Below are 13,175 nucleotides of genomic sequence, written 5' to 3' on the forward strand. Positions count from 1 at the left end.
AAAAAAACTGTTATACTTACTATAAATTAGTATTTTATGCAATTAGGTCGTTGATTTTGCTGCAAGGCTTTATAGCGAAATTGCTCAATATCCGTGCAGAAGGTTTTGTTAACCCTAAATTAAAAGGAGAATCAACGCCTATATTCCATGTGAAAAAGAAGAATAATTATTCATTATACTATGCTTTTATATTACCACAATTTCTTTTGTTGATGCTTCTCCCAAAATAGAGAAGATTAATTCCAAATCTGTCATGTGGTCTCTAAGGTTTTGAGATTTCAACCCTTGCACTTTTTTATATTCTGATGGTATTAATCCAAAAGTAGCTTTTGAAATTTCGGCTAGTTTACTTAGTGCTTTATTCAATAAATTAAATGTTGGTAATTTAAGTTACAAGTTGTGAATTTATTTGTTTTTTCAAATTGGGATTTAGTATAATTATTATACCTTTGGCAATTCAAATTGCTTGTATCTATGACGACATGAAATGTTTAACGAAAGATTTAAGCGTCCATTTTCATCGGCGTTTATTTTTTGCTGGCTCATTACTAATTGGAAGATATGGGTTATACTTTTTAAGTATGATATGATGAATAAAAAAGATTTGAAATTTGAAGAGATTGTAAAGTTGGTACATGAGCAGGTAGAGACGATTGTACATGATTTTGATGTTATATTAGATGATTGTGTGTGTGAAAAAATAGCTAATAAATTGAAGAATTATGATGAAATTTATTATTTATTTATGGATAGAATATAAGATAACATTATGAATATAGAACCAATTAAAGAATCTATTGCCAAAAGAGATGTGGCATCATTTGTAAAAGAATGGGCATTGATAAAAGACACACTTAGTGATGAAGCTAGGCAGGAATTGCTTGCAGAAATTGTAGAATTTTATTATAAGGAAAAGTATTATAGTTCTTATAAAAGGATATTTGACTTAATATTATATAAACAATTGTCGCTTGACTTTAATATAGATAGTTGCCCATGTACTTTTTTATGTGCTGTTTTTGATAAGGCATCGATACAACTAATGGATTACTTTTTAGGGAAAGGTGCTAACTTAAATTATATAGGCGATAGCGACCCTGATGCGAAGGAGGGTGAATATGATGATGAAGCTGCGGGATATTTAAGGCAACGCCATGTTACTTGTTTGGATTTTGCTTAAAATAAAGTAGCCGATTTGGTAAGTACAGATTATAACTTTAGTGTGCCTGATAAACCCGAGGAAGACCTGCACTCAACGGAAATAAAAGACGATGAAAAGATAACTGTAAATAGAAGTACTTACTATTATTTGATAGAGCAAGCGGAGTATTTAAGAGAACTTGTACATACTGATAATTTATTTTACCACATAAAATCGCTTGGGGCGAAAACATACGGGGACCTAAAGAGAAAAGAATAATTGTTTTACTGAATTAGCTAAAAAGGTAGGCTGTAAATAGTCCGCCTTTTTATATGGTATTACGGTTATATCTGACCACCCTCTCAAGTCCAACCTTGCGGGTCGCCAAAGGAAAAATAATAACATATTATCAATTATTCATCGATACCAAAAACTCTTCGTTCGAGTCAGTGTCTTTCATGTGTTTTTTCAGTGTTTCCATAGCCTCCTCGGGGTTCATATCGTTGAGATAGTTACGCAGCACCCATATTTTTTGGAGCATGTTTTTCTCTATCAACAAATCTTCGCGGCGGGTGCCCGATGCCAATATATCAATGGCTGGGAATATACGTTTATTGGCCAAGCGACGATCCAACTGCAATTCCATATTACCTGTGCCTTTAAATTCTTCAAATATCACCTCATCCATTTTGGAGCCAGTATCAATCAATGCTGTTGCTATAATAGTGAGTGAGCCCCCGTTTTCAATTTTACGAGCAGCACCAAAAAAGCGTTTGGGTTTTTGCAAAGCATTGGCTTCCACACCACCACTCAATACTTTGCCCGATGATGGGGCCACCGTATTATATGCACGGGCAAGGCGGGTAATAGAATCTAAGAGTATTACAACATCATGACCACACTCCACCAAGCGTTTGGCTTTTTCGTGAACCATGTTTGCAAGCTTTACATGTTTTTCGGCAGGCTCGTCGAAGGTTGATGCAACTACCTCAGCTCTCACGCTGCGGGCCATATCGGTTACCTCCTCAGGGCGTTCATCTACCAATAATATTATTAGATAAACCTCTGGGTGATTGGCGGCAATGGCATTGGCCACATCTTTAAGCAAAACTGTTTTACCCGTTTTGGGTTGGGCCACTATCAATCCGCGTTGGCCTTTGCCTATGGGCGATAGCATATCTATGATACGCGTTGACAATGCTTTGTTATTGCCTCCCAAATTTAATTTTTCATCGGGGAATAGCGGCGTAAGATGCTCAAATGCTACACGGTCGCGAACATCTTGTGGGGTTTTACCATTAATGTTTTCTACACCGGTTAGTGCAAAATATTTCTCTCCCTCTTTGGGCGGGCGTATGGTACCTTTCACGGTATCACCCGTTTTAAGACCCATAGTTTTTATTTGGTTAGGCGATACATATATATCATCGGGCGATGGCATATAATTATAATCGGGCGAGCGGAGGAAACCATAGCCATCGGGCAATAGCTCCAAAACACCTGATGAAGAAACGAGTCCTTCTAGTTCGCTAATAAGTTGGTTGGTACTGTCCCGTTGATTAGGCTGCTCGCGTTGCTCACGCTGTTGTGGCGGATTTGGATTTTCTCTCTGTTCACGCGGCACTTGCGGATTTTCCCTTTGCTCACGTTGTTGTGGCGGATTGGGGTTCTCTCTTTGTTCACGTGGCTGTTGATTTGGATTTTCGCGTAACTCCCTAGGTTGTGGCAGATTTGGGTTTTCCCTTTGCTCACGCGGAGGGTTGGTACTTGTATTGTTTTGCTCCTTATTAGGATTGTTTCTTTCATTATAAGGAGGGCGTTGTTGCCTATTCTGAATATTCTGTTGGCGTTGCTGGTCTTGCCTATCAGGACCATTGGCTATAGGGCGTGGCGGTTGTGTGTCGCTAGGTTTAACTGGAGTGGCCACTATATCTTTAGGGTCAGGAGCAATAACAGGCTCCGTAGTTTTAGTTTCAACCGCTAGGGGCAATTGTGCTTGGGGTGCTGCATCCTCTTTGGTCTTGGGCTTGCGGCCACGTTTGGCAGGTTCGCTATCGGGAGTGGTTATGCCATCCGTTGGGTTTTTTACAATGGGTTTTCGAATTTTTTTTGCGGGTGCTTCTGGTTTTATTTCGTTGGGATTTTCTTTAAAATCTTTGGCATCAGGCATCACCGATTGTGTCTCGATGATTTTGTAAACCAAATCCTGTTTTGGCAAACTGTCCACGTTGCTCATATTGAGCTTTTGGGCAATGTCCTTAAGTTCCGACAACATAAGGTTGTTCAGATAAGCAATGTCGTACATGTAGAAATATGAATAGTTAAAATAATAATTGACAAGAATTTGTAGGGGTAAACTTTCGTTCTTTAAGAGATATTAAAGAAAAGCTTGACTGCGATTGTACTGCAATATTAAGACGGATTAAGCAAACGGCAAAAAATATTTAGGATTTAGGAACAAGGAATAAGGAATAAGGAGCTGACGCCTAATAACTATTTATTACTTTACCCTATTTCCTTATTCCTTGTTCCCACTTCCTTTTTGTTTTGTCTTTCCACTTTTATTGTTCTACATTTGTAACTACCAATGCTTGCCTAAAAAACGCCAATACACTTGAAACATTTTATCGAAATTGATGATACCACCAAAGGGGGACAGGAACTGTTTGCCCTCGTGAAATCGTTTATGGCGATGAGCGAAAACAATGAAGGGATAAAAATATCGGGGCCTTTGGAGGCCGCAGCAGTATTGGTAGAACGCAACGAATTTTTGGAAGACTTGCTAAATGAATTACCTATTGAGATGGGAATTTTGGACAAAGATGGGCGTTATATTTATATGAATAAAAAGTCAATTTCCAAACCTGAACGACGGGCATGGATTATTGGCAAAACAGATGAAGAATATTCCATCAAATACAATTTCCGCACAGATCTTTTCAAAAAACGTATGGATGCTTTTCATAATGCTTGCAAAAGTGGTAAAGAGATAACCTGGTTCGAAGAATTTACTATGCCCGATGGCAGCACCAAGCATTATTTAAGGAGATACGCACCCATACATAGTAAAGAAGGAAATTTCTCATACCTCATGGGCTATGGCTTGGATATTACCACCATTAAAGAAGCCGAGATAAAAATACTGGAAGCTAAAACTCATGTAGAGAAAGCCCTTAAAGTGAAATCAGATTTCCTATCAACCATGAGCCACGAGATGAGAACACCCATGAACGCTATCATTGGTTTTAGCGATTTGATGTTGGACGGAAAATTAGACGAAGAAAGTGTGACGATGCTTAACTCCATTCGTTTTTCTGCAGGGAATCTGTTGAGACTGATTACTGATATATTAGATCTTTCAACATTGGAAGCTGGCAAAGTAGAACTGCATGAGACCGTTTTTAGTATCAAGTCTTTGATGCCAAAAATAAAAAGCACTGTAGAACTGGCTGCTAAAAACAAAAATTTAGAACTTAATTTTACTGCCGCCGATAATTTGCCCAATATGCTAATTGGTGATGAGTTTCGTATATCGCAAGTACTTATTAATTTGCTCACCAATGCCGTTAAATATACCGATACTGGAAGTATAAATTTATCCGTTAAATGGCATGGGATTAGTGAAAGCCGTTGCTTGTTACATATAGAATTGAAAGATACTGGCATCGGTATTCCAGCAGATAAACTTAAATATATATTTGATAGTTTTACGCAAATGCATGTGCAACATTCACGCAAATATGGAGGCACCGGGTTAGGACTTGCCATTGTGAAACGATTGGTATTATTGATGGGTGGCGATATAAGTATTGAAAGTAATGTGGGCAAGGGTTCCTGCTTTCATTTGGCGTTACCGCTTCACATATATTTGGAAAAGGAACAAACAGAAGAGCCGCATAGTACACACGATGATATACCAAATGATCTAAAAACATTGGTAGGCAAAACTGTATTGGTAGTAGAAGACAATATCATTAACCAAAATGTGATTGCACAAATGCTTAAAAAGCTAAACCTTATTAGCACCATTACCGAAAATGGAAAGGTAGGATTAGATGCTATGCGTACGGGTAGTTTTGATATGATATTGATGGATTTGCACATGCCTGAAATGGATGGATTTGAAGCTACGCAACATATACGTAAATTTTCTACTGTCCCCATCATAGCACTCACTGCCGATATTTTCCCGCACTCGCAAGAACGTGCCTATCGATGCGGCGTTACCGATTATATAACGAAACCTGTGAGACTCGATGACTTGAAAAACAAGTTAGAGCAACATATATTGTAGTAAGCAGTTTACAGTTGGTTTACTAGTTGAGGTGAAGTAGTATAATATATATATTCTTCAATTTATTTTTTCAGAACCAAAGCGTGGTTATAATTAATGAGTGACCATGAATAAAATTTTTCCAAAAAAGACTTCCCTAAAAGCAAATCAGTGTCGTTGTTTTGTTGAACCGCTACCCTAATATTGGTAACTATATATTTGCCAATATGCAATTCCTTAATAACTGCGATTTTGCATACTATACTTTGTCCATTCGCTAACTCATACTCTTGAGTTTCTGCTGGGGTATTATATACTAATATTTTTTCGGATTTTAATTGATTCGCGATTTTTTTGTTTATTACCACATCACTTGCACCATTGTCCAACATAAAATAATAGGGTTTTCCGCTTAAATAGGTTTTTACCCTATTGCCTTGTGGTCCATTTATCAGGTCGATGGTAGCAGATAGTTTTAAACCGATAATCTCTGATTCGGATACCGGGGTATCCTTCAACCTAGTCTCAGAAAAGCAAGCCATAATTACTTCATTAAAAACAGGTGAACTTCTGTCTTTCATTTTCAATAAATCAATATCTTTTCTATCCTTCATTTTTTCGTAGGCACAGTTACAGAATTTATCTATATCTACCTTTTTTATCAATACCCCATCTGCCGAATCTTTAGCAGCCTTTTTACATACTGAAATAAATTCTGCTTTATCATACCCATTGCCACCCTCTGCTATTCTACCAAGCGTGCTAAGTGAAATTATAGTCCAAGCTATTATAAAAATATTTCGCTTTGTTTTTTCCGGCATTACTATTTTGAATAGATAATAACCAAGCATCACTAGCCATACTAATACCAATTCTTAACCTAAAATAGTTCTCCGCCTGTGGCGGATTTAGTATTTAGAATGGTAATGCCGAACTACATCCCGAAAGCCCCGCTTAATCCCGATAATTATTGGGATGCGGGGGAATTAGTCCCTTTCTTTTGGACTATTATATATTGAGTTTCGGTATAAAATACTCGGGAGGAGTATAAATCCAATCACTCCCCCGATAGTGCGAGGGATTAGCTCTTCCGGAGAATGATCCATTATAAAGTAAGACAGGGTAAAACTAATAACGAGTACAACTGCCCATTGAATTCTATTTAGTCCCATTAGCAAATCATTCAATCAATCATTCAATCGCTAAATCAACGAATATTAATAGTCTCCCTTTTCTCCAATAAACTGGTCTTCTTTATTTTTAAAGAGTACATTAAAAGTGGTAAGGCTTCCATATATTTTGGTGATATACTGTTGCAAATTAACTTTTTCTTCATCCTCTAATTTGCTGGCATTGATGCGTTGCTCCATTACACGAACGCGGTCTCTAATCATGATAACTTTGTGGAACAATTGCTCCACGGGAATCTCTTTATTGGCCAATCCACTATCCCCAGGTTTAAGAATCATCTTACCACCTTTCCACTTTTGCCCCAATTCTACGGGTTCGGGGTATTCGAGATAGCGTTTGAGTACACTTGTGAGGATACGTTCCACATCGAACATGCTCACCATATCGGTGTCAGGATCGAGTTGGTCGATAAGGGTGACCTCTTCTTCTTTCTTCACTTCACGCATGCCGTACTCAATGAAACTCACCACATACAATGCTGATTTTTCGTTCACTACCACACCTTTGCCATAGCGGGGATGTTCGAGACGAGTACCTATTCCTAAATTTTCTAACATACTTTTTTTTGTTTGGTTTATTAAGCCGTCAAAAATACATATATTTGCATGGAGATTGCAACACAATAAGATTTTAATTTTTGCGTTTATATATATATGTTAAGGCGTATCATCATAATCATAATATTAGCTACTGCCGTGGTTTCGGTCAGTTCATCGTGCAAAGCCAAAAAAGCAGCATGCTTCTGTCCTTAATAAACAATACATGGAGAAGGTGTTGAAACAAGGGCTATATATTGTGCCCACACCCATTGGTAATTTACAAGACATCACACTTCGGGCACTAGATATACTCAAAAGCTGTGATATGATTTTGGCCGAAGATACCCGTGTTACAGGCAATCTGCTCAAACATTTCAATATACAAAATACCGTGAAGCCATTTCATCTGGCTAATGAGCACAAAGTATTACAGCATTATATAGATTTATTAAAACAAGGAAAAACTCTAGCATTAGTGAGCGATGCTGGCACACCTGCCATTTCCGACCCCGGCTATTTACTTACCCGCGAATGTGTAGCCGAACACATATATATTGAATGCCTTCCTGGACCAACGGCTTTTGTACCCGCATTGGTGAAATCAGGATTCCCCACTGATAGTTTTGTGTTTGAGGGCTTTTTACCTCATAAAAAGGGCAGGCAAACAAAACTAAAAGAACTGGCTACCGAAAAGAGAACGATTATATTATATGAATCGCCCTACCGAGTGGTGAAATTATTGGAAGAACTTAAAGAACATTTTGGCGAGGACAGGCAGGTTTCTGCAAGCAGGGAATTAAGCAAAATGTTTGAGGAAACAATTAATGGAACTGTGGCCTTTTGCCTAGAACATTTTACAAAAAAAGACCCCAAGGGCGAATTCGTTATCGTAATAAAAGGACATGCTTAAAAAACTGTTTTATTATATACTTCCCGGCTTATTGCTTACTGCAAGCTGGCTCCACAATTATACTTTCTTCTTTATATTTATAGCTTTTATTCCTATTATACAAAAAGCAAATACTGAGCAAAAAACATTCAGGTTTTGGATATATACTTATGCCAATATGTTGTTATGGAATGTTGGCAGCACCTGGTGGGTTTGCCTTGCTTCGGTTGAGGGTGGAATTGCGGCTATTATAGCCAATAGCTTACTAATGACTTTGCCTCTGTTACTATATTATTATACCCAAAGACGTATTAATAAACCTTGGGCACTATTTTCGATTATATTTTATTGGCTCACTTTTGAATATCTGCATTTGCGTTGGGAACTCACCTGGCCTTGGCTCACGCTGGGCAATGTTTTTGCGGGGGTTCCATCCATAGTACAATGGTATGAATTTACTGGGCATTTGGGTGGAAGTATCTGGGTATTATTGGCTAACATTCTACTATATAAACACTATACTAGTTCCGTAAAAAATATAAAACCAATACTTGCTGTTTCTATTATCATTTTTCCTGTTATTATATCTTCAATATTAAATTTCTCACCTGTTACAGAAACGAAAAGCTATGAAACTATTATAGTACAACCCAATATAGACCCGTATAATGAAAAATTCGGCGAGCTCACATCTTCTCAGCAGTTGGACAAAATGCTCCAATTAGCTTCAAAGAGAATGAGTACGAAAACTAGGTTGGTGATGTTTCCTGAAACTGCATTAACTGATAATATAGAAGAAAGTCAAATAGAAGAAAATGAGAACATACTAAAATTACGAAATTTTATAGATAGTTTTCCCAAAGTTTCCATTTTAATAGGAGGCAATGTATATCATATATATAAAAACGGAGAAGTGCCACAGCCCACAGCCCGAAATGACCACAGCGGAATGTGTTATGATATTTATAATACAGCAATTTTTTTGGAGAAAGATAAAAAAGCAGAACTGTATTTCAAATCAAAATTAGTGCCTGGAGTGGAAAAAATGCCTTATCCGCAAGTGTTTAAATTCCTTGAAAAGTATGCAATAGATGAAGGTGGTATTTCAGGCTCATTAGGTGTGCAAGAAGAAAGAGAGGTATTCAATGTGCAAAATATATTTAAGATTGCACCAGTTATTTGTTATGAATCCGTATTTGGGGAATACGTGACGGAGTACATAAAAAAAGGAGCCAATGCAATATGCATCATCACCAATGATGGCTGGTGGGGTAATACCCCCGGCTATCGGCAACATTTTAACTATGCAAGACTCAGAGCTATTGAAACACGGAGAGCCATACTTCGCTCGGCCAATACTGGAATATCAGGAATTATCGACGAAAAAGGTGTTTCTTCACATGAAACAAAATGGTGGGAGCCTACGGTGATAGCGGCATCCTTCAAGCCCAATTCTAATTTGACTTTCTATGTGAGGTACGGAGATTACTTGGCTTTAGCTTGTTGCTGGGGCAGTTTGGCTTGGTTTATTTTAATGCTCTTTAAAGTCAAGTTCTAATATTATACCAATTCTTATCCTAAAATAGTTCTCCGCCTGTGGCGGATTAGGTTTGTAGAATGGTAATGCCGAACTACAATACATTTAGTCCCTTGCTTTTGGACTATTATATATTAAGTTTCGGTATTATACAAACACCAACCTATTTTTGTACCCGAAATGCAAAAAAATAACGAATGGAAACTACTTCTTTTTATTACCTTAATGGTGATAGGAGCAGATGTGGCAGGGAGTTATTTGGTGAAAGGTTCCGATGAATTGCGAGAAAGTTTGCTTATACTTATTTCCGTTCCCATTTATGTGGTAGTAATTGGTGCCGAAATCCTGTTCAGTTTTTTTAAAGAGAAAAAGTATTATAGTGGCGAAGGCACACTGGCTAATATATATTTAACTGTTTTGAATATGGGCTTCGACCTTGCACTTAGAGTATTTTGTCTATGGTTTCTGGGCAAATGTTATACGTTAGGGGGTTTGCGTTTAAATATGATATGGGCACCCGTGCTATATTGGATAGTGTTAACTATTTTCGAAGATTTTATGTACTATTGGGAGCATCGCATCGACCACTTTTGTAGGTTCTTTTGGGCTTCTCATATTACCCACCACAGCAGCGAGGAGTATAATCTCACCGTAGGTTTCCGTTCTTCTGTTTTCCAACCCTTATATAGATTCATCTATTTTATTCCCATAGCTTTTGCAGGTTTCAGACCCGAGGATATTATGTTCACTTATGCCTTTACGCAGATGTGGGGAATTTTCGTTCATACCCAAACAGTGGGGAAACTTTGGAAACCTATTGAATATATTATGTGTACGCCTAGCCACCACAGGGTTCACCATGCATCCAACATTAAATACTTAGATAAAAATATGGGAATGCTTCTAATAATTTGGGATAAAATGTTTGGCACTTTCCAAAAGGAAGATGAAACTTACGAACCTATTAAATATGGACTCACCACCAATATTAAAACAGTCCATCCAGTTACAATGGTTTTTCACGAATGGAAAAATATATTTAATGATGTACGGAAACCTGTAAAACTTAAAGATAAAATAATGTACCTTTTTGGCCCCCCAGGATGGAGCCACGATGGAAGTACGCTTACCAGTTCGCAACTGCGAGAAAAAGAAAAAAATATTAAATCAGGATAAAGATTTATCTTTGCTTATTAATGCAAAAAAACGAAGTGCTTTTTATATGAAATCCCTGCTAACTATCATAGTTATTCTTTGCTGTTTGAATGGTCACGCACAAGACAAGCGTAGCGATAGCGTGGATATTACCCATATCAAAATTAACTTAGATATGACCCGCAGCATCACAGGTCAAAATCAAATTGCAGGGTATGCAAGCATCAAACTTAAAGCAGTTAATTTTGCTATTTCTTATGTTTATTTCGATTTGCTTAAAATGACTATAGATAGTATCGTGCAAAATACTGCCCGATTGAATTATAATTACAATGATTCTATTATATATATAAACTTGTTCAAATCTTTGGTGTCAACAGATACCGAAGAAGTAAAAATATATTATCATGGGCAGCCGCAGGGTGATCCAACGGGCTGGGGAGGATTTTATTTCGCTACTCCTTATGTATATAATTTAGGAGTGGGGTTTGGAATGGACCCACATGTATATGGCCGTTGTTGGTTTCCTTGTTTCGATAATTTTGTAGAAAGGCAATTATTTAGCTTTAATATAAAAACTGATAGTATTGATCAAGCAATTTGCAATGGAATTCTTATTTCAAATTCTTTAAATGCCGATGCTACTATTAATTGGCAATGGCAATTGGGTCAACAAATTCCTACTTATCTAGCCAATGTATCTGTTGCACCTTACCGCCCTGCTAAAAATAACTTTAATAGTATCAGTGGTAAAAATATTCCTGTATGGCTCGCAGCCTTACCCGTTGACACCGCCAATGCAATAAAATCGTTTGCAAATCTGAACAATTGCCTGAAAGCTTTTGAAAAAAATTACGGCCCTTATTTATTCGACAGAGTAGGATACTGTATGGTTCCCTTTAACAGCGGAGCAATGGAACATGCAGGCAATATTTCCTATCCATTATATGCAAGCGATGGTACTAAAACCTATGAAACTCTATGGGCACACGAGCTTGCACATCAATGGTGGGGTAACCAAACTACCTGCAAAAATGAAGGTGACATGTGGCTGAACGAAGGATGGGCTTGTTATAATGAAGCTATATTTTTAGAAAACATATATGGTAGAGAATCCTATCGAAAACGTGTGAGTGATAACCATACTTTGGTATTACAAAAAGCCCATATAAATGATGACGGATACCGAGCCGTAGCAGGCATGCCCCATGATTATACTTATGGAACAACAGTATATAAAAAAGGTGCTGATGTGGTGCATTCTTTGAGAGGATATATGGGTGATAAAGATTTTTTCGAAGCTTGTTTAGATTTTCAAAATACCTATAAATTTAATTCGGTGGGCAGCGATGATTTGAAAAATATTTTTCAGAATCATACCAAACAAAGTATGAAAAGTTTCTTTGATAACTGGGTGTATGAAAAAGGCTTCCCGCATTTCGAAATATCCAATTTGCAAATAGATAGTAGCAATACATTATATAGTATATCAGGAACCATTTTACAAAGATTATTGGCTACACAAAAGTTGTACGACTCAGTACCTATGGACTTTACAGCCATTGGACCCAACTTAGAAAAATATACTGCCCAAGCTATCATAGGTGGTTACTATAGCCATTTCCAAATAAAGAATATTCCTTTTAAACCTGTCATTGTATGTCAAGACTTATATGAAAAAATTAGTGATGCCATAACAGATGAATATTATATAATAGATTCTGTACAAACTTATAAGTATACAAATGCCCGACTGAATTTGAATGTGAAAAGTGTTTCAAAAAATGATTCCAATTGGGTGAGGGTAGAACACCACTGGATAGGTGCTAATGGTGCTGCAAAAACACCGGGATTATATATATCACCCACACATTACTGGACTATTCAAACCATTGTAGGGACTACCTTTGACGCGGATGCGTCACTCAATTATTCAGGTGCTAAGGATGCAAGTGGTGTCCCCGGCCTCGATAGTAATTTGTTTTATAAGACCGAAGATAGTTTGGTATTGTTATACAGGGAAAATACCGATAGTACTTGGGTAGAATATATAGATTATATCAAAAACATGGGCAGTAAAACCGATTTAAAGGGTAATGTACTTATCAAACATATCAAATCAGGTGATTATACTTTTGGAGCATATAATACTCGGCTATCTATACCACCTGTAAAAAAAAATGACGAACATTATATAAAAAATTTCTATCCCAACCCCAGCAACGGCAATGCCCATATAGAACTGAAGGAGGGTAATATAAAAGGTAATTTTACATTATATGATATGAAAGGTGGTTTGCTACAAACCATTCCCATGCGTGCAGGAAATTTGCTTTATGAAATCAGCGTTCAAACCAAAGGTATATATATTATCAAACTGGAAGCTGAGAATGGACAGGTTTTGGAAACGGTGAAGTGGGTGGTGGAGTAAAGATGGTCGGTCATAAGAC

Annotated in this window: 11 protein-coding genes and 1 pseudogene; 8 read left to right on the plus strand and 4 right to left on the minus strand. The window is 37.3% G+C overall.

All coding sequences use genetic code 11. The features are described 5' to 3' along the window. Positions 1 to 198: 198 nt before the first annotated feature. Positions 199 to 342, minus strand: a pseudogene (locus SGJ10_11540) (phage antirepressor protein). A 244-nt stretch (positions 343 to 586) separates the two neighbouring features. Here SGJ10_11540 and SGJ10_11545 point away from each other — a divergent pair. From SGJ10_11545 to SGJ10_11555, 3 genes are read left to right on the plus strand one after another with little or no spacing between them, the layout of a single operon-like run. Continuing rightward, positions 587 to 760, plus strand: a complete 174-nt coding sequence (locus SGJ10_11545; GenBank protein ID MDZ4758752.1) for a hypothetical protein — start codon at positions 587 to 589, stop codon at positions 758 to 760. A 9-nt stretch (positions 761 to 769) separates the two neighbouring features. Further along, complete coding sequence (locus SGJ10_11550; protein ID MDZ4758753.1) at positions 770 to 1,180, plus strand: hypothetical protein; 411 nt, start codon at positions 770 to 772, stop codon at positions 1,178 to 1,180. A 15-nt stretch (positions 1,181 to 1,195) separates the two neighbouring features. Continuing rightward, on the plus strand, positions 1,196 to 1,420 hold the full coding sequence (locus SGJ10_11555; GenBank protein ID MDZ4758754.1) for a hypothetical protein: 225 nt from the start codon (positions 1,196 to 1,198) through the stop codon (positions 1,418 to 1,420). 130 nt (positions 1,421 to 1,550) lie between these two features. Here the strand turns inward: SGJ10_11555 and rho are convergent, their stop codons facing one another. Next, on the minus strand, positions 1,551 to 3,446 hold the full coding sequence (gene rho, locus SGJ10_11560) for a transcription termination factor Rho (GenBank protein MDZ4758755.1): 1,896 nt from the start codon (positions 3,444 to 3,446) through the stop codon (positions 1,551 to 1,553). A gap of 309 nt (positions 3,447 to 3,755) precedes the next feature. Here rho and SGJ10_11565 point away from each other — a divergent pair, with 309 nt between their 5' ends. Further along, on the plus strand, positions 3,756 to 5,435 hold the full coding sequence (locus SGJ10_11565) for an ATP-binding protein (GenBank protein ID MDZ4758756.1): 1,680 nt from the start codon (positions 3,756 to 3,758) through the stop codon (positions 5,433 to 5,435). A gap of 62 nt (positions 5,436 to 5,497) precedes the next feature. Here the strand turns inward: SGJ10_11565 and SGJ10_11570 are convergent, their stop codons facing one another. Both SGJ10_11570 and SGJ10_11575 read right to left on the minus strand, forming a co-directional pair. Then, entirely contained in the window at positions 5,498 to 6,235 is a 738-nt protein-coding gene (locus SGJ10_11570; GenBank protein MDZ4758757.1) for a retropepsin-like aspartic protease, read from the minus strand. Between the two features lie 396 nt (positions 6,236 to 6,631). After that, on the minus strand, positions 6,632 to 7,162 hold the full coding sequence (locus SGJ10_11575; GenBank protein MDZ4758758.1) for a hypothetical protein: 531 nt from the start codon (positions 7,160 to 7,162) through the stop codon (positions 6,632 to 6,634). Positions 7,163 to 7,367: 205 nt separating this feature from the next. On the opposite strand from SGJ10_11575, the gene rsmI reads away from it, so the two are divergent. The 4 genes from rsmI to SGJ10_11595 all read left to right on the plus strand — a co-directional run bounded on the left by rsmI (position 7,368) and on the right by SGJ10_11595 (position 13,156). Then, a complete protein-coding gene (rsmI, locus tag SGJ10_11580; GenBank protein MDZ4758759.1) occupies positions 7,368 to 8,054 on the plus strand; it encodes a 16S rRNA (cytidine(1402)-2'-O)-methyltransferase in 687 nt (228 codons plus the stop codon). Beyond that, positions 8,047 to 9,591, plus strand: coding sequence for an apolipoprotein N-acyltransferase (lnt, locus tag SGJ10_11585; protein ID MDZ4758760.1), 1,545 nt, complete (start codon positions 8,047 to 8,049; stop codon positions 9,589 to 9,591). Before rsmI ends, lnt begins: the two co-directional genes overlap by 8 nt. Positions 9,592 to 9,750: 159 nt before the next feature. Continuing rightward, positions 9,751 to 10,746 (plus strand): sterol desaturase family protein, encoded by a 996-nt coding sequence (locus tag SGJ10_11590; GenBank protein ID MDZ4758761.1) that lies wholly within the window; start codon positions 9,751 to 9,753, stop codon positions 10,744 to 10,746. Beyond that, positions 10,661 to 13,156 carry a M1 family aminopeptidase gene (locus tag SGJ10_11595; protein ID MDZ4758762.1) on the plus strand — a complete coding sequence of 832 codons (2,496 nt, stop codon included), beginning with the start codon at positions 10,661 to 10,663 and terminating at the stop codon, positions 13,154 to 13,156. The genes SGJ10_11590 and SGJ10_11595 overlap by 86 nt, the downstream gene beginning before the upstream one ends. Positions 13,157 to 13,175 lie beyond the last annotated feature (19 nt).

Source organism: Bacteroidota bacterium (assembly GCA_034439655.1).
Classification (GTDB): Bacteria; Bacteroidota; Bacteroidia; order UKL13-3; family UKL13-3; genus CANJUD01.